Below are 19,525 nucleotides of genomic sequence, written 5' to 3'. Positions count from 1 at the left end.
TCTATTTCTTGGTTCCGTAATCGTGATGCTTATCGGCCGTGATCGGCACCCTTCGAACGTGACTGAACACGAGTCGAGCGCGACCCGGACGGCGCCCCTTGCGGGCCAGACCGTCCGCCACGGCACCGGGGTGAACTCGAACCGGGCCTTCCCGACCGAGGCGCATCCGCAGCATCTCGATCCGTTCGTCCTCTTCGAGCGGTTCTACATCGAGCCGGACCAGGGGTTCCCGATGCACCCGCACCGCGGGTTCGAGATCGTCTCCTACATGATCGAGGGCGGCATGGACCACGAGGACAGTCTCGGGGTGACGAACACCGCCCGCGAGAACGAGGCGATGCACATCACGACCGGCGGCGGGATCCGACACTCCGAGTTCCCGGCTGACGGCGCCGGCTGCAACGGGCTCCAGCTCTGGGTGAACCTGCCGCGCGAGGAGAAGGAGATGGACCCGGACTACTCGGACGCCGGGCCCGACGAACTCCCGACCCAAGATCTCGACGGCGCGACGGTCACCACGGTCGTCGGCGACGGCTCACCGCTGTCGACGCACACGCCGCTGGAGTACCTCGACGCCGAGGTCACCGACTCCTGGCGGTGGGAGCTCCCGGACGAGTGGACGGGCTTCCTCTACGTCGTCGACGGCGCGGGGACGGTGGACGTGGGAGGAACCGCGACCGGCTCCGCGGACGCCATCGCCGAGGGCGAGGTCCTCCCGGTGACGGACGCCGAATCGGTCGACGTCGCTGCCGAAGGGTCACTTCGCGCGGTGGCGGTCTCGGGGCGCCCGCACGGGGAACCGATCCGCCAGCAGGGCCCGTTCGTCCTCTGAGAGCCGCCGGTCCGCCGCGGGGGACGACACTAACCGCGCGCGACGAAAATCCCGACCGAGTTTTTTGTATTCGGAGTGGTATCTACCCGCATGGACCTACGCGCCGCAACCGCCGAAGACGTCGACGCGGTCCGGTCGGTCGCCCGCGAATCGCTCGTGGCATCGTACGGACACGCGGTCGACGAGGAGCTGTTGGACGAGGCCGTCGAGGAGTGGTACGACGCCGGCGACCTCGGCGACGACGTCGAGGACGACGACGCGGTGTTCCCCGTCGCCGTCGTGGACGGCGTCGTCGTCGGGTTCGCGGAGAGCTACGTCGTCGGGCGCCGCGAGCGCGTGGGCGAGATCGACTGGCTCCACGTCCATCCCGACCACAGGGGGTCGGGGATCGGCTCCGCGCTCCTCGAACGGGTCGAGTCCGCGCTGCGGTCGGCCGACGTCGACCGCATCGAGGCGCGCGTGCTCGCCGACAACGAGGCGGGCACGGAGTTCTACGAGCGCGAGGGGTACGAGCTCGCGGGCGAGCGCGACGTCGACATCGGCGGCCAGACGTTCACGGAACGGGAGTTCCGGAAGCAGGTCGGCCGGCTCAGGGGCATCTCCGAGGCGACCTACCAGACCGAGGGCGGCGAGACGGTCTACGTCGCGTTCGACGAGAGCGACCGCGGCTCGCAGGCCCCGTTCTACGTCGCGTACGTCGACCCGGACCACGAGCGGCGGTACGGATACCTCTGTGGCAACTGCGAGGGGACGGACATCGCGATCGACACGATGGACCGGATGGAGTGTCGCGACTGCGGGAACCGCCGGAAGCCGACGCGGTGGGACGCGGCCTACTGACGGGGATCAGCCAGAGCACCGGCGTAACTCCCTTTTTCAGAGCGTCTCCTTCACGCCGATGACGCGCTCCTCGGCCTCGCGACCGGGATCCCACTCGCTCCCGTCGCGGTCCGACTCGCGGTGTTCCTCGACGGTCCGCGCCATCGCCTCGTCGACCGGCGTCGACTCCCAGCCGAGGTCGGCGAGCGCGCAGGTGTCGAGCAGGTGCGGGTACTCGCGGTAGAGGGTGAAGTCGTCGGGTTCGAGCCCGCCGGCCGCGAGCGCGTCGTCGCTCGCCGTGACGAGCTCGCAGTCGACGCCCGCGACGTCGGCGATCGTCTCCAGCGTCTCCCGCAGCGTGAGCGCGCGTCGGTCGCCGACGTTGTACGCCGCGCCCGGCTCGCCGCGCTCGGCGACGACCCGCAGCGCGCTCGCGACGTCCTCGACGTACGCCCGGTGCCAGAGGTTCTGCCCGTCGCCCGGGACGACCACGCGGTCGTGCGTGAGCACGCGGTCGATCCAGTAATCGAGCCGCTCCGTGTAGTCGTGCGGCCCGTAGACGATACACGGGCGGACGGCCATCGCGGCGACGCCCTCCTCGGCGGCCGCGAACACCGCGCGGTCGCCCTCCGCCTTCCGGTTGCCGTACGTCTCGTGCGAGTCGTCGGTCGCCTGCGCGTCGGTACACGATTCCAGCGGCGTCTCCCCCTCCCGCTTGGGGATCTCCTCGGCAGCGTAGCTGGAGCCCGACGAGATGTACACGTAGCCGTCGACGTCGGCGAAGATCTCCGTCGCGGTCTCCACGTCGGCCGGCTGGTAGGCGACGCAGTCGATCACGATGTCGGGCTCGACCGACAGCTTCGCGGCGCGTAACGCGGACTCGTCTTTCCGATCGCCCTCGACGTGAGTCACCCGCCCGTCGTCCGCGAAGGGGTTCTCGTGGTTCCCCCGGTTGAATATCGCGACCTCGTAGTCGTGTGCCAGCAGTTCCTCGACGGTGTGTCGGCCGATGAATCGCGTGCCGCCCACGACGAGCGCCGTGTCTGTCATACCCGGGATCGGACGAGCGAGGTGAAAAGCGTGGCCGAACCGGAACGCGGCGGGCCGACTCAGTCGACTCAGTCGTCGTCGTTGTCGCGGGGGCCGTCGCCGCGCCACCGGCGGTACAGGAGGTACGCGACGCCGAGACCGATACCCCAGGTGCCGACGCCGAACACCGCGACCGCGACCCCGGAGAGGAACTCGCCGAGCGGAACGCCGAACATACCCGAGTTCGGCGCGTCCGGCACATAAACGCTCCGAGAGAGGGGTAGCTTCTCGGGGCGGGAACTCGTACGACCGCTCATGACAGAACGCACTCGCCGGCGGCCCTGGCTCGCCGCCCTGCTCGCGCTCGTCGTCTCCGGACTCGGTCACGCGTACCTCCGCCGATGGGCCCGGGCGCTCGGCTGGTACGTGGCGGTCGCCGCGGCGGTGTTCGTGTTCGTCCCCGAGTCGGCGATCACCGGCGCGTTCGCCGGCGACCCGCCGGCGGTCCGAGAGGTCGCGCCCGCCGCCGCGGTCGTCGGCGCCAGCGTGATCGACGCCTACGTCGTGGCGCTCCGGAACAACCGGGCGTACGAGCAGGAGCGCGAGACGGCCCGCGCGACCAGTCGCACGGAGTCGATCGGCCACGGGACGGCAGATGAACCGAACGCGTCGTCTGCGGGGACGGCTGAAGAGCCGCAGGCGCCGTCCACGGGGACGGCGGACGACGACGGGACCGTGCGCTGTCCGGAGTGCGGGAAGGAGACCGATCCGGCGTTCGACTTCTGTCAGTGGTGTGCGGAGCCGGTCGGCGAGGCCGACGCGTGAGAGGAAAAGAAAACCGAACCGCGAACCGCCTCAGAAGAGGTAGAACAGCGGGAAGATGAACACCCAGACGATGTCCACGAAGTGCCAGTAGAGGCCGAAGTACTCGATCGGCCGTTCGTCGTCGAGGTAGTGACCCTGGTACGCCCTGACGAACAGGAAGATGGCGATCACTAAGCCGAGCAGCACGTGGATCCCGTGGAGCCCGGTCGTGACGTAGTAGATCGACGCCTGAATCGGGTCGCCGTGGGCGTTCGCGGAGATGGTGACGCCGCGGTCGAAGATTTCGTGGTTCCACTCCCACAGCTTGATCGCCATGAACGTGAACCCGAGCAGGATGGTCGCGCCGAGCGTCGCCAGGAGGCCCTGCCGGCTCTTCCGGCGAGCCGCGACCAGCGCGAGGATCACGGTGAACGAGGACGTGATCAGCACGAAGGTGTTGATGAGCCCCGGCAGCGACTCCGTCAGCGGCGACCAGGTCATCCAGCCCGCGTTGTAGCGGACGAAGATGGCCGCCGAGAGGAACGCGCCGAAGACGATCACGTCGGAGGCCAGGAAGAACCACATCCCCAGCTTCACCTTCTCGACGCCGTTGAACGGCCAGCGCTCGGCGAACTCCGAGGGAGGCGCGTAGAAGTCCTCGAGCCCCCACTTCACGCCGGTGTAGAGGAGCCCGACCATACCGGCCACGATCGCGGTCGGGTACAACGCGTTGGAGATGTTGACGCTACTCTGCATGGCCGTCGCGCCCAGCTCGACGGTGACCGCGTCCGCGAAGCCGGAGAAGCCGAACAGCGTGACGCCGAGCGCCACGGAGAGCGCGAACGGCCAGATGCTTGCGTGGCTCGGGTGTTTGTCCCAGTACGGGTACTCGGAGATGTGCGCCGAGTGGCTGTCGCCGCCGTCGGTGGCGACGTCGCCGTTGTCGTCGGTCTTCATCGCGGGGCCGCCGTCCGGCACGTAGTCTTTCACGAACTCCAGCTTGCCGGAGGCGTACGAGGGCCGGTTGGGCCAGTTCTCAAGCGGCGGGGGCGAGGAGACCGCCCACTCCGCGGTCCGCGAGTAGTCCCACGGGTTGTCGCCAGCTGGCTCGCCGGAGACGTAGGACTTCGCGAAGTTGTAGAACATGATGAAGAACGAGAAGCCGAGCACGAAGGCGCCGATCGTCCCGAACTGGTGGTAGATCTGGAACTCGGGGTTGTACTCGAACACCCGGCGGGGAGTCTCCCAGCCGAGGAACATCGAGAAGTAGACGGCGTTGAAGCCGATGAAGAAGATCACGAAGTGGAGCTTCCCGAGGAACTCGTCGTACATCTTCCCCGTTATCTTCGGGAACCAGTAGTAGGCCCCGCCGAACAGCGCTGTCGCGCCGCCGAACATCACGTAGTGGAAGTGTGCGACCACCCAGTAGGTGCCGCGGAACTCGTAGTCGAGCACGATGGCGCCGAGGAAGACGCCCGTGATCCCGCCGAGGATGAACAGCAGAAGCGCGCCGAACGCGAACAGGAACGGCGTCGTGAACTGGATCCGTCCCTTGATCAGCGTGTAGATCAGCGCGAAGACGACCAGGTCGAATGGGAGCGAGATACCGATGGTCGTCGCCATCATCAGCGTCTTGATCTCCAGGTTGATCGTCGTCAGGAACATGTGGTGCATCCACACGAGGAACGACTGGACGGAGATCAGACAGATGGAGATGATCACCCACTTCCGCCCGACGAGGCGACGGCCGGAGAACGTCTGGAACAGCTCCAGCATGACGCCGAGCGCCGGGAAGAAGACGATGTACACCTCGGGGTGACCGAAGAACCAGAACAGGTGTCCCCACAGGAGGGATCCGCCTTCGGTCGCCGAGAAGTAGACGCTGCCGAGGACGCGGTCGGCGGCGAGGATGAGTCCGACCGCGAGCAGCGCGGCGAACGCGAACAGCATCATCCACACGGTCGCGAGCATCGACCAGGTGAACATCGGCATGTCCATGATCCCCATCCCCTCCGCGCGGGAGTGGTGGATGGACGTGAGGAAGTTCACCGTCGACGCCGTGGTCCCGGTGACGAACATCGCGAGCGCGAGCACCGCACCGGTCGAGCCGATGCTCGGCGTGTACATCGGCACGTTGAGCGGGGCGTATATCGTCCACCCAGCCGACAGCGTGCCGCCCTGGAAGAAGCTCACCGCGAGCAGGAGCCCCGAGCCCAGGTACAGCCAGTACGATAAGGCGTTAAGGCGCGGGAACGCGAGGTCGTCCGCGCCGATCTGAAGCGGGACGAAGTAGTTCGCGAACCCGAACGCGAACGGCGAGAGGAACCAGAACACCATGATGAGCCCGTGGGCGGTGACGGCCTCGTTGTACGCCAGCCCGGAGAGGATCTGGCTCGTCGGGTCCCACAGCTGGAGGCGGATGAGCAGCGCCATCACGCCGCCGAACAGCAGGAAGAACAGCGCGGTGATCGTGTATAAGATTCCGATGTCCTTGTGGTTGGTCGTCACGAACCAGCGCTTGACCGAGGTCGTCGGCGGAAGCTCGCTCATGCGCTCACCCCGCTGGGCGCGGCGAACCCGGCTCCGGGCGCCTCGATGCTGGCGCTGTCGGTGCCGTTGCTCGCGGAGCTGTTACCGGTGCCCGCGTACCACTCCTCCCACTCGTCTTCCGGAAGGACCGTGATCTGTCCCTTCATCGCGGAGTGACCCGCACCGCACAGCTCGAAGCACTGGACGCGGTAGGTCGCCTCTCCGCCTTGCGCCTCGACGTCCTCGGAGCTCACGAGGAACCACGTCTCGCTGTAGTCGCCGGGGATGGCGTCGGACTTTATCCGTAAGTCCGATGAGCCGAAGTTGTGCCAGACGTCTCTCGACGTGATGTTGAGGTCGATCCGCTGGTCGGCCGGCACGATCAGTTCACCCCGTTCAGTGTGGCCGTTGGGGTACTCGTAGGCCCAGCCGTACTGGTATCCCTCGACCATGATCTCGATGTCTCCCTCGTCGCCGGTGTCCGGTCCCTGCTCGACGTAGAGGAGGAGCCCGTACGCGTACACGACGAGGCTGATGACGACGATCGCGCTCAACCCGAACGAGAGGAAGAGCTTCTTCGCTTTCGGACCGCCCTGTCCCGTCGGGAGCTCGCCGACGACCGGTGCGTCGAACTCCTCGTCCGACCGGTTCCCGTCGTCGCGGTACTTGTACACGTTCCACAGCGTGTACGCCACGACGATGGTGCCGACGAGGGTGCCAAGCGCGAGGAAGACGAAGAAGATCTCGTCGAAGACCTCCGCCTGTGCGCGCCAGTCGCCCCCCTGTTGTAGGATAACTGGATCTATCATGTTCGTCTGTCTGCTCTTGTACCACCCTTAGCGATGGCACACTTATCTCTTGTGTAGCGGGGCGGGCAATCGGCGGGCCGAAACGCGGGTCTCCCGCCACGGACGCGACCCCGCCGACCGGTCCGTCGACGCGTCGAGCGCAGAACCGTCGAGCCGGACAGAGCCCGCGCGTCGAAGGGTATTTGTACGCGCGAACGGAGCCCCTAACAACAGACATCCATGACATCACTCACCCTCTTGAGTACGGGGCTGATGGGCCTCCTCGTCGTCGCCACGTTCGTCGCGGTCGCCGAAATCGGAGCGAAGCGAGTCGCTCCCGGCCGCGACGAGGCGGGCGGGCGCTACGAAGCGATCGTCGGGACGCTCGGCGACGTCGCCCGGACGCCGGTTGTGTGGGCGGTCTCGTTCGTCGGCATCACCGTCCTCGTCGGTGGGAGCATCCTCCTCGGCGTCGGGAGCTTCGGGATCCCCGAGGGGCTCGCCGGGACGCTGGTGAGCGTCGCGTACCTGGCCGTCGGGCTCCTCCTCGTCGGCTTCGTCTTCCTCGGCGCCTACTTCGCGACGCGGAGCCGCGGACTCGGAAACGCGCACGGCGTCGCCGCCGGATCCCTCGCGACCGGCGCCGCGGGCCTCGTCCTCGTCACCGTCCAGCTGATCTTCGGCGTGGTCGGCTGACCCGGTCCCGCACTGGTTCTGTTAGCCGGTCGACGGTCGTTCGCCGCTCAGCGCTCGCTCTCGGCGCCGGACCTGCGGAGCCCGTCGTCGAGACCAAGACCGACCAGCCCGCCGTACCGGTCCCACACCACGACGAGCGACGGCACGAGCAGGATCGAACAGAGGTACGCATAGAACACGCCCAGCGCGAGCAGGACGCCGAAGTCGCGCAGCAGCGGGATCACCGCGAGCCACAGGACGCCGAGCCCGGAGACCGTGGTGAGCATGCTGCCGGTGAGCGCGCCGCCCGTTCCGGCGATAGTGACGTCGAGCGCCTCGTCGATCGGGAGCCCCGCCTGGTACTCGTCGACGAACCGGTGGACGAAGTGGACGGTGTAGTCAACGCCGAGCCCGATGGAGACGGAGAGGATCGGCGCGTTGATCGGCGTCAACGGAATTTCGAACAGCCGCATCGACCCGACGAGCAGCCCGACCGTGACGAGGACGGGAACGAGATTGAGGAGGCCGTAGACGGCCTTCCCTTCGAGGTACGCGTACGACAGCGCTAAGAACAGCGCCGTGAGCCCGAAGGCGGCGAACAGGCTGCGGATCGCCGACTCCGTCAAGAGGTCGATCACGGCCTCGTTGACGACGAGGGAGCCGGTCGGCACGGCTTCGAGCGGGGTCCGCTCGGCGAGGTCGCGCACGTCCGCGACCGCCTCGGAGTTGTCGACGCCCGGTCGGATCGTGTAATCGATCCGCGCGCTGCCGCGGTCGGCGGCCACGTAGCCGCGCGCCTGGCCCTCCGCGGAGGAGTCGAGGAGCGCGTCGTACACCTCGTCGACGTTCCGGTCGGGCACGCCGTTGCCGAGGCGGTCGTTGCGTTCGACCAGCGCCGCGAACTCGGGGTCCCGCTCCGCCCGGTCCTCGATCACGGTGACGATGCTCGTCGACTGCGCGCGGCGCTCGTCGGTCGTCGCGAAGGTGTCCGGCGGGTTCCGCGTCGTCCGATCGATCAGCTCTAAGGCGTCGTCGTCTCTGACCGACTGGTCGACGTACAGCGTCACCGACCCCACGAAGTCCTGTTCGAACTCCTCCTCGAAGAGGGTCAACACGTCGAGGAACGTGTACTCCGTCGGCGCGAACGGCTCCGGGAGGTCGGCGTACGTCTCCAGTCGATCTTGGTCGGGGAAGAACGCCTCCTCGGAGAACTCCGTGTTCACGCCGGTGCCGTAGGCGCCGCCGACCGCGCCGCCGACGAGGAGGAGGGCGACGACGGCGACGGGGGCGATCCGCGAGAGGTCGACGCCGACGTGGAGGACGCGGGCGAGCCGCGACCCGCCGGAGCCGAGCGCGCTCGTGCCGAACTCCGGGATCGGGAGGCGCTCTCGCCAGCGGTCGGCGAGCACCTTCGCGGCCGGGAGGAAGACGCCGAAGATCACGAGCGTGAACGTGATCCCGGCGGCCGCGACGATCCCGAAGTCGCGGTTCGGGTCGAACGGGCTCACCACGTTTGAGACGAGCCCGAACACCGTGGTGATCGTCACGAGCAGGAAGGCGATGAGCAGCTGGTCGGTCGTGGTCCGCATCGACGCCCCGATCCCGGTTCCGGTCGCCCGCTCTTCGCGGTAGCGGTTGACGATGTGGATCCCGAAGTCGATCCCGACCGCGAGCAGCAGCGGGAAGACCGTCACCAGCGAGTCGGAGAAGGGGATCCCGGCGTACCCCATGAACCCGAAGGTCCAGAGCAAAGAGATCAGCAGCGCGGAGATCCCGATCGCCATGTCGATCGGGTCGCGGTACGCGAAGATCAGGAACCCGACGATCAGGATGAGCGCCGCCGGGAAGACGATGATCGCGGTGTCGGTCAACAGCGCGGTGATCTCCGACTGGAGGATCCCGTCGCCGAAGAGGATCGCGTTCTCGCCGGCCTCGTTGCCCGGGACGGAGTCGACGACGTCGACGCTGCGGGTCTGCAGCTCCGTCACCCGAGCCGTGGTCGCCGCGTCCGGCAGGTCGTAGGTGATCCCCACGATCGCGGTGTCGGCCGCCTGTGCGGTGGGGTTGTAGTCGACGGACACCTGCGACGCGATCGCCCCCGTCGCGTCGGCGTCGGCGATGGCCGTCCGCAGTTCCGCGGGCGTCGCCTCGGCCACGGCGTCGCGCCGCTCGGCCGCGTTCGCCGCGTCCGGGTCCAGCTGCCGCGCGATCGCGTCCGCGTGGCTCGACGTCGACGCGACCCGAAGGGTGGAGCGCGACTGCAACCGGTGTTGGGTCTCCAGGGTCCGGACCAAGGCGTCGCGGGAGAGGACGTTGTCGTCGGAGACGATCACCTGCGCCGAGGTCGCGGAGCCGCCGATCGACGTCTCGAACTCCTCGTCGATCTCGTCGAGCGCCTGCTGCGCGGGGATGTCCTGCGTGAACTGGTCCGCGCCCGCGCTCGTCTCGATGCCGGTCAGCCCGCCCGCGAACACGACGGTGACGAGGAGGAAGACCGCCAGCACCGCCAGCGGCCGCTCCGTGACGACGCGGTCGATCTCCTCGATCAGCCGGTCTGCCGCGGTCACCGATGCCCCGCTGGCCGGCGCGTCCTCGCTCGGCGTTCAGTGGCGTGTCCCCTCATTCGATCACCGCCGTCGGTACCAGACTGCGCCGCCGACCGCGGCGACGACGAGGAGGGCGCCGACGGCGATCAGGCCCACGGGCGTCCCGCCGTCGTCGACGGCGGCGGTCACGGTGACCGGGACCTGCGTGACGTCCGAGATGCGGTCGTTGCCCCGCTCGTCGTCGTACCGGAAGTCGAGCTCGATCGGGTGCTCCTCCACGCTCGCGCTCCCCGCGGCCGACACCTCGAACCAGATCCTCGCGGACTCGCCCGGCTCGAGCTCGTCGACGAACGCCTCGTCGTTGACCGCCGTCAGCGGGCTGTCGGCGTAGAGCCCGGCGTTGATCGACGAGAGGGTCTCGGGGCGCCGGTTCGTGATCGTGGCGTTGATCCGTCGGGTCTCGCCGGCGGGGACCGTGGCGTTCTCGACGGAGAGCTCGAACTCGGGCTGTCGGGGCGCCACCTCGACGCGGCGGGTCTCCTCGGCCGCGAGCGTCGCGTCGCCGCTCTCGTACTCGGTCGTGAACCGGAACTGCCGCGGGCCGGGGTCGGCGCTCCCGCTCACGTCGGCGTCGAAGGTGAAGTTCGCCGACTCGCCGGCCGGGATCGTCGGGAGCGCGTACCGGCTCTCGCCGAGGCTCACGCGGTTGCTCCCGGAGTCGGCGACGAGGACGGCGTCCTCGACGTCGCGCGGTCCCTCGTTCGTGAGGGTGCCGGAGACCGTCCCGGAGTAGCCGACCTCCAGCGTGCCGGAGACGTCGCCGAGCGAGAACGACTGCTCACGTATCGGGACGACGCCGGCGCGCGCGGGCGCCGCGGTCTCGTCGATCCCGTTCGGGTCCCGGTAGTCGACGGTCGAGGAGAGCGCGTACGCGCCGCCGCCGAACGCCTCGCCGACCGACGAGTCGAACGTCACCGTCCGGTTCTCGCCGGGCGCCCAGTCGCCGACGAACGACTGGCCGCCGGCTTCGCCGGACCCGAGCCGGACCCCCGGGCTGGTCGTCGTTCCGGAGACGACCGCGTCGCGCGCGGTCTCTTCGCCGACGTTCGCCATCGTGACGGTCACGTCGCCGCCGCCGCCGACCTGCGCGTCGGTGTCGGTCTCCAGCACCGCGAACCGCGCGCCGTCGTCGACGACGATGGTGAGGTCGAAGTCGTCGATGCCGCGCCGATCCTTGTGGTCGTTGAACTCGGGGATGATCTCGAAGGTGTACCGGTAGCGGGCGGTCGCCTCAACCTCGTACCTGCCGTCGGGCACGTCGTCGGGCACGGTCACGTCCAGCGGGACGGAGACGGGGCTCGCGGCGGTCGAGACGTCGCCGACCGGGATCTCGCCGTCCTCGACGTCGATCGGCACGTCGCTGTCGTCGATCTCGAGGGTGAGGCCGCGCGCGGTCGTGACCCTGGAGTCCAGCTGGTTGCCGATCTCCATCTCGCCGGTGTTGACGATATCGACCGTGAGGGTCGACTCGGCGCCGCTCGGCACCGTCCGCTGGGTGGCGAAGAGTTCCAAGACCGGCGACCCGCGGACCTGTCTGTCAGTCGGGTCCGATTCGGTACCTGCCTGCGCGACTGCGCCGTCGGCAAGCGGGCCGTCGACGCCGGAGAGCGCCGCGGCGTCGCCGCCGTCAGCCGTCCCCGCGCTCGTGGCCGCGGCGCCCGCGAGCGAGAGGCCGACGAGTAGCGCGCTCACCGCAACGACGGCGAGCGCGGCGGTCGCGAGCCGCGCCGACCGACTCATCGATCCCCTCCGCCGGACCGGTGGGAGGGTCTGGTCGCGCGGAGCGACCGGTCGTACCGTGACGCGTCGGGTCGAGTCATACGTTCCCGTCAGGGGCCCGCGGCATAAGCGTGTTGAATGAACGTTCAATCAGGAGCGATATATACCGGACCCGTCTACGCGGCGTATGAACGACCCGTTCGCGGAGCCGTCGGACACGCGACAGGCGATCCTCGGCGCGGCGTTCCGCGCGCTCTGTGAACACGGCTACGCGAACGTCACGATCCAGCGGATCGGCGACGAGTTCGACAAGAGCCCGTCGCTGGTGTACCACCACTACGACGGGAAAGACGACCTGCTGATCGACCTCCTCAGCTTCCTGCTCGACGAGTTCGAGGCGTCCATCGCCGACGGTTCCGTCACGGGGCCGTCGGCCGACGGCGCAGCGGGAGAGGGAGACGTACCGGAGATGGCCCCCGAGGAGGCCTTCGACCGCTCGGCGCGGGAGCAGCTCGACGGCTACCTCACGGCCGCGGTCGATCCGGCGTCGCTCGAGGACGCGTACGCGCCCGACGAGCGGTTCGTCACCGTGATGACCGAACTCCGCTCGCAGGCCGCGAGCGACGAGGCGTACCGCGACCACTTCGACCGCAGCGACCGCGTCTTCGGCAAGTACCTCGAACGGCTCGTGCGCGAGGCGGCGGCCGACATCGCCCGCGACGGCGCCGAAGTGGCGGGCAACGGCGCGTCCGACGGCTCCTCCGACGCCGTCACCGCGTCGGAGGTGGCCGCGACGCTCCAGACGTTCGCGACCGGCGGGATGTTCCGCTGGGCGACGACGAACGACGGGGCGTGGGTCGGGGACGCTCGGGCCGGAATCGACCGCTATCTGGAGGCGACGCTGCCGCTCGTCGAGACCAACGGTTCGGAGAAATAGCGGTCGGGGAGCCCCCTCAGCGGTCGGTGACGCCCTCGGCGTCCATCCGGGAGACCTCCTCTTCGAGCCACTCGCGGATCCACTTCACGCGCTTGATGCGCTGGTGCGCGATGCTCTCGGCGGTGTCCGAGACGACGCGCTCGGTGTGGTCTTGGGCGCGCTGGAGCACGCGGTCGACCATCTTCGCCGAGTCCATGTGCGTGCGCGACTCGTACCCCATCCGCAACAACATGAGGACGGCGCCGTTGGCGCCGACCTTGTCGAGCACGTCGGCCTCGATCAGACACCGGCTCTCTAAGGGCACGTCGTCGAGGTCACCCGTGTACGAGTGGTCGACGACCGCCCCGCACACCTCCTCGATGAACGACTCGGGGTAGTTGCCGCGGCTCTGGAGGTACTCGCGGGTGACGCGCGCGCCGGCCTCCGCGTGGACGTCCTGTTCGGCCTCCAGCTTGGCGACGTCGTGGAAGACGGCCGCGACCCGCACGACGTCCACGTCGGCGCCCTCGGCCTCGGCGATCTCGGTCGCGAGGTCGACGACGTTGAGGATGTGATTGAACCGATACGACGCCGAGTGCCACGGGTACCAGCGCATCCGTCCGCCGTCGTCCTCGCCCTCGACGCTGGCCGCGAGGTAGTCGCGGACGAACCCCTTCATCTCCTCGAAATCCTCGTCGCTCACCACCGTTTCCTTAATTTCGACGCCCACCGGGACCACCTCGGGCGAAAAGATCGTGATTCATTACCGTCACCGAGGAGCGTTTCGGTCTTAGGCGTTACGACGGAGTCTTCGAGCCCCGACGCGCTCGGCGACGGGCGGTCCGACGACTACGCAGGACGGCGACCGGGACCGCCGACGAGCGGACGCCCCGACGGCGGCCGCGACGCGGGACGCTTAACAGGGTCGCGAGCGCAATGGCGTCTATGTCGAGCCCCTTCGGAAGCGGCGACCGCGCTCGGTTCCAGCGGGCGGCGGCGGTGAACGTCGCCGGCAACGCGGTGAAGATCGCCGTCGAGGGGGCGGTGGGGCTCACGTTCGGCAGCGTCGCGCTGGTGGCGGACGCCGCCCACTCCGTCGCCGATCTCGTCGCGAGCGCGGTCGTGTTCGTCTGGGGGGGCTCGCGGTACGAGAGCGCCGACGAGACGCATCCGCACGGCCACCAGCGGATCGAGCCGCTGACCGCGCTGCTCGTCGGCGCGACCATCGTCATTCTCGGGCTGCTGCTGTTACGCGAGTCAGTCCTCGGGCTGCTCGGGACGCACACTCCGCCCCGGAAGAGCCTCCTCCTCGTCGCCGCGCTGCTGTTCGCGATGGCGGACATGTACCTGCTGTACTGGTACACGGAGCTGGTGAACGCCGACCTCGGCTCGACGGCGCTCGCCGCGCTCGCGGTGGACTGCCTCAACGACATCTACACCACGATCGCGGCGCTCGTCGGCGTGTTCGGCGTGTTCCTCGACGTCCCGATCCTCGACCCGGTCGCCGGCGCGCTCGTCAGCGTCCTCGTCGTCTATCAGGGGATCGAGATCGGCCGCGAGAACGTCACCTACCTCGTGGGGGCCGCGCCGCCGGCGGGCGACCGCGAGCGCGTCGTCGCCGCGCTGCGCGATCACCCCGCGGTCGAGGGGGTCCACGACCTCACCGTCTTCTACGACGGAACCGACCTGGAGGTCGAGGTCCACGTCGAGGTCGACGGGGAGATGACGCTCCGCGAGGCCCACGACGTGGAGACGGAGCTCGTCACGACCCTCCGCGCGATGGAGGACGTCGGCGACGTCCACGTCCACCTCGACCCGTCCGGACTCGGCGAGTGGAAGGACGCGCCGGAGATATCGGGGGGCCCGGACGCGCCGGAAGGGTCGGAGGGCCCGGACGCGCCAGGGGCTCGCGGCGGCGCGGACCCGCGGGAGTGAGACCGGACGAACTGCCCTGAAACCGCCGGCGGCGTGCGGGTTTTGTCCCTTCGGGACCTACCGATCGATATGCTCGGTCGACGCTGGCTGGAGATGACGTGGCGGGACGGACTGTTCGCCCACTGGCCCGTCGACCCTTCGACCGTCGCCGCGGCGCTACCCGACGGGCTCTCGGTCGCGACTCACGACGGCGACGCCTACCTCGGCGTCGTCCCGTTCGTGATGGACGACATCCGGCCTCGGGGGATGCCGACGGGCCTGTCGTTCCCCGAACTCAACCTCCGGACCTACGTCGAGGGACCGAACGGCCCCGGCGTCTACTTCCACAGCCTCGACGCCGACGACCGGATTGGCGTCGCGGTCGCTCGCGGGCTGTTCCGGCTCCCCTACTACCGCGCCGAGACCGACGTCCGGCGCACCGCCACAGACGGCGAGTTCGATACCGTCCGCTTTGCGAGCCGCCGCGTCCACGAGGGCGCCCCGCACGCGCGGTTCGACGCGACCTACGCGCCAGTCGGCGAGGCGTTCACCCCCGATTCGGGGTCGCTGCCGGCTTTCTTACTGGAGAACTACCGCTTTTACACCGCCGGCTCGGGCGGGCGGCTGTACGTCGGCGAGATCGACCACGAGCCCTGGACGCTGCGCCCGGCCGAGGCGGAGATCCGGGCGAACACGCTGTTCGCGGCCAACGGCTTCGAGGCCCCCGACGGCGAACCGATTCTCCACTACGCCGAGCCCCTCTCGGTCACCGCGGACCGGATCAGGCGGGTCTGAGTCTCGCCGGTTTACCGAGCGGCGGTGAGGGGCTGCGAAGAGACAGCCCGCGACTGGCTCGCTACGGGAAGAGCCCGCGGTACTCGTGGGCCGTCGCCGTGCGCTCTAAGGCGAGCGTGTACGCGGCGGTCCGCAGGTCGGGAAGGTTCTTCGTGTCGTACTGCTCGATGGTCTCGTCGAACGCGGTGCCGATGCGGCGCTCGAGCTCGGCGTTGACCGTCTCCAGCGGCCAGGAGAACTCCTGGGCGTTCTGGACCCACTCCAGGTACGAGACGATGACGCCGCCCGCGTTCGCGAGGATGTCGGGAACGACCTGGATGTCGCGCTCGGTGAGCGCCTTGTCGGCGGCGACCGTCGTCGGGCCGTTCGCGGCCTCAACGATCGCAGACGCCCGGAGGTCGTCGACGTTGTCGGCGGTGATCACGCCCTCGACGGCGGCCGGGATGAGCACGTCGACGTCGAGCGTCAGCAGCTCCGCGTTGGTGATCGCGTCCGGGTCGTCCCAGCTGGAGCCGTCCGCGTTCCCCCGGTACTCGCCCGCGACGTACTCTTCGATCAGCCCGCCGGCGTCGACGTGCGCGCCGAGCGCCGCTACGTCGAGGCCGTTCGGGTCGTACGCCGCGCCCGACACGTCGGAGGTGGCGACCACGTTGGCGCCGGACTCGTCGAGGAGCCGGGCCGCGTTCGACCCGACGTTGCCGAACCCCTGGATAGCGACGGAGGCGTCAGAGAGGTCGCGGTCGAGGTACTCGAAGAGCCGCTCGGTGACGAGCGAGACGCCGCGCCCCGTCGCCTCCACGCGCCCGGGTGTCCCGCCGATCTCCAGCGGCTTCCCCGTGACGACCTGCGGGATGGAGTGGCCCTCGTACATCGAGTAGGTGTCCATCATCCACGCCATCGTCTGCGGGTTCGTGTTCATGTCCGGGGCCGGCACGTCGGTCTCGGGGCCGATCATCCGGCGGATCCCCTCGGTGTACCGCCGCGTGAGCCGTTCGAGGTCCTGGTCGGTGAGCTCCTTCGGCTCGCAGATCACGCCGCCCTTCGCGCCGCCGTACGGGAGGTCGACCAGCGCCGTCTTCCAGGTCATCCACCCGGCGAGCGCCTCGACCTCGCGCTGGGTGACCGAGGGGTGGAACCGGACGCCGCCCTTGAACGGGCCGCGGGCGCTGTCGAACTGACAGCGGTACCCCTCGAACACCTCGACCTCGCCGGACTCCAGCCTGACCGGGAGCGTCACCTTCAGCGTGCGCTCCGGGTGTTTGAGCCGCTCGAACACCCCGTGGTCCACGTCTGCGTACTCCTCGGCGCGATCCATCTGGGCGAGCATGTTCTCGAACGGGTCGTCGGCCATGGCCGAGACGACTCCGTCGCCCGGCATATCGGTTTCGGCAAGAATCGCCTTCGAAAGAGAATATCTCACACGATCTTTCGCCCGTTTTTCCCGACCGTTTCCGGCCGGACTTATACGTCGGGGCCGTCAATCGCCGGCCATGACACACGGACACGCGACGGGGGACCGTCGATGACGACACAGACGCTTCACCCCCGAGTCCAAGTCGTGTGGGTCCTCCGCGCGGTGCTGCTCTCGGCGCTCGTCACCGCCCCGTTCGTCGCCGGCGCGTACCTCGAGTACCTCCCGCAGTGGGCGCCGGTTGCCGTCGGGGCCGTCATCCTGACGCTCACCGTCGCGCACGCGCTGCTCCGCTACCGCCGCTGGAGCTACGAGATCCGCGAGGACGCGATCTACCTCGACCGCGGCGTGATCACGCAGGTGCGGACGACGGTGCCGCTGGTGCGGATCCAGCACGTCGACTCCCGCCGCGGCCCGATCGAGCGGACCGTCGGGCTCGCCTCCTGCGTGGTGTACACCGCCGGGTCGCGCGGCGCGGACGTGCGGATCCCGGGGCTGACGCCGGACGGCGCGAGCGACCTCCGCGAGGAGCTGAAGCGGCTGGCGATCCGCGCCGACGGGGAGGACGCGGTGTGAAGTTAGCGCCGCAGTCGGTCCCGTACCGCGCGCTCCAGAAGGCGGCCGGGACCGCCGTCGCGCTGTTCGTGATCGTGAACAGCGGCGGGTTCGGACTCCCGCTCGCGGTCGGCGGCGGGGCGGCCATCCTCCTCGTGATGCTCGCCTACGAGGTCGCGTACTACCGCCGGTTCGAGTACGTCCTCACGGAGGACACGCTCGACATCTCCTCGGGCGTCATCTCTCGGCGCGAGCGGGAGATCCCGTACCGGCGGATCCAGAACGTCGACGTGAGCCGCGGCGTGCTCCAGCGCGCGATCGGCGTCGCCGCGGTCGATCTGGAGACCGCCGGCGGCTCCAGCACGGAGGGGTCGATCCGGTTCGTCACGCCCGCGGAGGCGACGCGGCTCCAGCGCGAGGTCCAGCGCCGGAAGTCGGCGGCCTCCCGGTCGGACGACGCCGGCGAGGGGACGACGACCGGGGCCGACGCGGTCGAGGGCGGCCGCGACGACGCGTTCGCGCCCGACGAGGAGGAGCTGTTCGCCATCTCGCCGAGCGAGCTGGCGCTGGTCGGGGCGCTGTCGTTCGACGGGCGCCTGATTGGCCTCCTCGCCTTCCTCAGCTCCGGGTCGTTCCCGGTGCTGTCGAGCTTCCTGCCGGAGACATCGGCCGTCGCGCTCACCGCGACGGCGTTCGTCGGCGTCGCGGCGCTTTTCATCGCGTCGTGGCTCATCGGCGCGGGCGTCGCCTTCTCGAACTACTACGGGTTCCGGCTCTCGCGGGCCGGCGACGAACTCCGCTACGAGCGCGGGCTGTTCCGCCGGTACAGCGGGTCGATCCCGACGGAAAAGGTCCAGGCGCTGAGGATCACCGACAACCCCGCCAAGCGCGCGCTCGGCTACGCGAGCCTCTCGATCGAGACCGCGGGATACGCTCCCGGCCAAGGCTCGGAGTCCGGCAACCAGTCCGCCGTGCCGATCGCCGCGACCGAGCGCGTCTATCGGCTCGCACACGAGATCGAGTCGTTCGGAACCCCGGATTTCAACCGGCCGCCCAAGCGGATCCGGTGGCGGTACGTCATCCGGTACGCGATGATCGTCGGCGTCCTCACGGCCGTCGCGTACGGCGTGAACTGGTACGTCTCGGCGTCGCTCCCGTGGTACGGCGTCGCCGCGCTCCTCGTCGTCGTCCCGCCCGCGGCGCACCTGAAGTGGAAGCACCGCGGCTACTGGGTCGGCGAGGACCACCTGCTCACGCGGAACGGGTTCTGGAGCCGGTCCGTCGCCGTCGTCCCGTACTACCGGATCCAGAACGTGATCGACAGCCGCACCGTGTTCCAGCGCCGGTGGGGCGTCGCGACGATCGTCGCCGACACGGCGGGGACCAGTTCCCTGACCGGCAGCGACGCCGCGGCCGTCGACTTCGAGATCGACGAGGCCGAGGCCTTGAAGGAGACGCTCACCGAGCGCCTCGCGACCGCCGTCGCGGAGCGGCGGAGCGGGGGGACCGACTCATTCGAGTGGATCGACGACAACGCCGAGGGAGACGTGGGAGTCGGAGTCGGCAAGGGGGCCAAGACGGACGAGGGCGTCGGAGTCGGCAAGGGGGCCAAGACGGACGAGGGCGTCGGAGTCGACGAGGGAGTCGAAGTCGACGAGGGAGTCGAAGTCGACGAGGAGACCGGAGCGGACGAGAGAGTCGAAACCGACGAGACGAGCGAGCGAGACGAGGCGGCCGGTGCCGACCAGACCGGCAGCGACGGTCCCGTCGAGGGCGTGGTCGCCGACGCGGAAGCGGACGACGCGACGACGGAGGAGTCCCCCGACGACGAGCCCGAGATACCCGACGACGGCGTCGTCCGCCCGGACTTCTCGCCGAGCGACCGCGACTACTCAGAGCCCGCGGAGCGAATCGACACTGGCGGGTACGCGGTCGACCAGAACCCGTCGGATGCCGACGTGGCGCACGGACCTCGGGCCGACGAAGCGGGCGACGCAGACGAGCCAAAAAATGATCGGGACGGTGATGGGACGAACGGCGACCGCAACGAGGACGAACGGGCGGACGCCGACGACGCTGACGACGACCCCGCGAACGGCGACGACACCGATCCGCGGCCCTGAGCGGCGCTGC

17 protein-coding genes are annotated in these 19,525 nt (G+C 69.2%); 9 read left to right on the top strand and 8 right to left on the bottom strand.

Features of this window, described 5'->3' with window-relative positions:
* Positions 1-58: 58 nt before the first annotated feature.
* Positions 59-832, top strand: a complete 774-nt coding sequence (locus ACOZ35_RS01995; RefSeq protein ID WP_424014816.1) for a pirin family protein — start codon at positions 59-61, stop codon at positions 830-832.
* A gap of 90 nt (positions 833-922) precedes the next feature.
* On the top strand, positions 923-1,672 hold the full coding sequence (locus tag ACOZ35_RS01990; protein ID WP_424014815.1) for a GNAT family N-acetyltransferase: 750 nt from the start codon (positions 923-925) through the stop codon (positions 1,670-1,672).
* 36 nt (positions 1,673-1,708) lie between these two features.
* Here ACOZ35_RS01990 and ACOZ35_RS01985 read toward each other — a convergent pair whose 3' ends face one another.
* Entirely contained in the window at positions 1,709-2,701 is a 993-nt protein-coding gene (locus ACOZ35_RS01985; RefSeq protein ID WP_424014814.1) for an NAD-dependent epimerase/dehydratase family protein, read from the bottom strand.
* 68 nt (positions 2,702-2,769) lie between these two features.
* A complete protein-coding gene (locus tag ACOZ35_RS01980) occupies positions 2,770-2,916 on the bottom strand; it encodes a hypothetical protein (protein WP_424014813.1) in 147 nt (48 codons plus the stop codon).
* A gap of 79 nt (positions 2,917-2,995) precedes the next feature.
* Between ACOZ35_RS01980 and ACOZ35_RS01975 the strand changes: the two genes are divergently transcribed.
* A complete protein-coding gene (locus tag ACOZ35_RS01975; protein ID WP_424014812.1) occupies positions 2,996-3,505 on the top strand; it encodes a DUF7575 domain-containing protein in 510 nt (169 codons plus the stop codon).
* A 30-nt stretch (positions 3,506-3,535) separates the two neighbouring features.
* Here ACOZ35_RS01975 and ACOZ35_RS01970 read toward each other — a convergent pair whose 3' ends face one another.
* On the bottom strand, positions 3,536-6,034 hold the full coding sequence (locus ACOZ35_RS01970; protein WP_424014811.1) for a cbb3-type cytochrome c oxidase subunit I: 2,499 nt from the start codon (positions 6,032-6,034) through the stop codon (positions 3,536-3,538).
* The gene (gene coxB / locus ACOZ35_RS01965; protein WP_317649629.1) at positions 6,031-6,822 is read right to left on the bottom strand and encodes a cytochrome c oxidase subunit II; all 792 of its coding nucleotides are present in this window, start codon (positions 6,820-6,822) and stop codon (positions 6,031-6,033) included. Before coxB ends, ACOZ35_RS01970 begins: the two co-directional genes overlap by 4 nt.
* 252 nt (positions 6,823-7,074) lie before the next feature.
* Here coxB and ACOZ35_RS01960 point away from each other — a divergent pair, with 252 nt between their 5' ends.
* On the top strand, positions 7,075-7,497 hold the full coding sequence (locus ACOZ35_RS01960) for a hypothetical protein (protein WP_424016095.1): 423 nt from the start codon (positions 7,075-7,077) through the stop codon (positions 7,495-7,497).
* Between the two features lie 47 nt (positions 7,498-7,544).
* Here the strand turns inward: ACOZ35_RS01960 and ACOZ35_RS01955 are convergent, their stop codons facing one another.
* Together ACOZ35_RS01955 and ACOZ35_RS01950 are read right to left on the bottom strand one after the other, a co-directional pair.
* On the bottom strand, positions 7,545-10,043 hold the full coding sequence (locus ACOZ35_RS01955; protein ID WP_424014810.1) for an efflux RND transporter permease subunit: 2,499 nt from the start codon (positions 10,041-10,043) through the stop codon (positions 7,545-7,547).
* 60 nt (positions 10,044-10,103) lie between these two features.
* On the bottom strand, positions 10,104-11,822 hold the full coding sequence (locus ACOZ35_RS01950) for a COG1361 S-layer family protein (protein ID WP_424014809.1): 1,719 nt from the start codon (positions 11,820-11,822) through the stop codon (positions 10,104-10,106).
* A 166-nt stretch (positions 11,823-11,988) separates the two neighbouring features.
* On the opposite strand from ACOZ35_RS01950, the gene ACOZ35_RS01945 reads away from it, so the two are divergent.
* Positions 11,989-12,738, top strand: a complete 750-nt coding sequence (locus tag ACOZ35_RS01945) for a TetR/AcrR family transcriptional regulator (protein ID WP_424014808.1) — start codon at positions 11,989-11,991, stop codon at positions 12,736-12,738.
* 16 nt (positions 12,739-12,754) lie between these two features.
* Here the strand turns inward: ACOZ35_RS01945 and ACOZ35_RS01940 are convergent, their stop codons facing one another.
* Positions 12,755-13,456 (bottom strand): HD domain-containing protein, encoded by a 702-nt coding sequence (locus ACOZ35_RS01940; RefSeq protein ID WP_424014807.1) that lies wholly within the window; start codon positions 13,454-13,456, stop codon positions 12,755-12,757.
* Between the two features lie 206 nt (positions 13,457-13,662).
* On the opposite strand from ACOZ35_RS01940, the gene ACOZ35_RS01935 reads away from it, so the two are divergent.
* Positions 13,663-14,652, top strand: a complete 990-nt coding sequence (locus ACOZ35_RS01935; protein ID WP_424014806.1) for a cation diffusion facilitator family transporter — start codon at positions 13,663-13,665, stop codon at positions 14,650-14,652.
* 69 nt (positions 14,653-14,721) lie between these two features.
* Entirely contained in the window at positions 14,722-15,426 is a 705-nt protein-coding gene (locus tag ACOZ35_RS01930; RefSeq protein ID WP_424014805.1) for a YqjF family protein, read from the top strand.
* Between the two features lie 61 nt (positions 15,427-15,487).
* Here ACOZ35_RS01930 and ACOZ35_RS01925 read toward each other — a convergent pair whose 3' ends face one another.
* Positions 15,488-16,777 (bottom strand): Glu/Leu/Phe/Val family dehydrogenase, encoded by a 1,290-nt coding sequence (locus tag ACOZ35_RS01925; protein ID WP_424014804.1) that lies wholly within the window; start codon positions 16,775-16,777, stop codon positions 15,488-15,490.
* A gap of 171 nt (positions 16,778-16,948) precedes the next feature.
* On the opposite strand from ACOZ35_RS01925, the gene ACOZ35_RS01920 reads away from it, so the two are divergent.
* Positions 16,949-17,413 (top strand): PH domain-containing protein, encoded by a 465-nt coding sequence (locus ACOZ35_RS01920; RefSeq protein WP_424014803.1) that lies wholly within the window; start codon positions 16,949-16,951, stop codon positions 17,411-17,413.
* Positions 17,410-19,515 (top strand): PH domain-containing protein, encoded by a 2,106-nt coding sequence (locus tag ACOZ35_RS01915; protein ID WP_424014802.1) that lies wholly within the window; start codon positions 17,410-17,412, stop codon positions 19,513-19,515. Before ACOZ35_RS01920 ends, ACOZ35_RS01915 begins: the two co-directional genes overlap by 4 nt.
* Positions 19,516-19,525: the final 10 nt, after the last annotated feature.

Origin of the sequence: Halorubrum xinjiangense (genome assembly GCF_049604745.1) — an archaeon.
Lineage (GTDB): Archaea > Halobacteriota > Halobacteria > Halobacteriales > Haloferacaceae > Halorubrum > Halorubrum xinjiangense_A.
The sequence above is the reverse complement of the archived record's forward strand: the minus strand, read 5'-3'. Positions and strand labels throughout refer to the sequence as shown.

Coding starts and splice junctions, on each gene's coding strand:
- ACOZ35_RS01975 (WP_424014812.1), top strand. CDS start 2,996: ATGACAGAACGCACTCGCCGGCGGCCCTGGCTCGCCGCCCTGCTCGCG.
- ACOZ35_RS01985 (WP_424014814.1), bottom strand. CDS start 2,701: ATGACAGACACGGCGCTCGTCGTGGGCGGCACGCGATTCATCGGCCGA.
- ACOZ35_RS01930 (WP_424014805.1), top strand. CDS start 14,722: ATGCTCGGTCGACGCTGGCTGGAGATGACGTGGCGGGACGGACTGTTC.
- coxB (WP_317649629.1), bottom strand. CDS start 6,822: ATGATAGATCCAGTTATCCTACAACAGGGGGGCGACTGGCGCGCACAG.
- ACOZ35_RS01950 (WP_424014809.1), bottom strand. CDS start 11,822: ATGAGTCGGTCGGCGCGGCTCGCGACCGCCGCGCTCGCCGTCGTTGCG.
- ACOZ35_RS01920 (WP_424014803.1), top strand. CDS start 16,949: ATGACGACACAGACGCTTCACCCCCGAGTCCAAGTCGTGTGGGTCCTC.
- ACOZ35_RS01980 (WP_424014813.1), bottom strand. CDS start 2,916: ATGTTCGGCGTTCCGCTCGGCGAGTTCCTCTCCGGGGTCGCGGTCGCG.
- ACOZ35_RS01935 (WP_424014806.1), top strand. CDS start 13,663: ATGTCGAGCCCCTTCGGAAGCGGCGACCGCGCTCGGTTCCAGCGGGCG.
- ACOZ35_RS01990 (WP_424014815.1), top strand. CDS start 923: ATGGACCTACGCGCCGCAACCGCCGAAGACGTCGACGCGGTCCGGTCG.
- ACOZ35_RS01970 (WP_424014811.1), bottom strand. CDS start 6,034: ATGAGCGAGCTTCCGCCGACGACCTCGGTCAAGCGCTGGTTCGTGACG.
- ACOZ35_RS01960 (WP_424016095.1), top strand. CDS start 7,075: ATGGGCCTCCTCGTCGTCGCCACGTTCGTCGCGGTCGCCGAAATCGGA.
- ACOZ35_RS01925 (WP_424014804.1), bottom strand. CDS start 16,777: ATGGCCGACGACCCGTTCGAGAACATGCTCGCCCAGATGGATCGCGCC.
- ACOZ35_RS01945 (WP_424014808.1), top strand. CDS start 11,989: ATGAACGACCCGTTCGCGGAGCCGTCGGACACGCGACAGGCGATCCTC.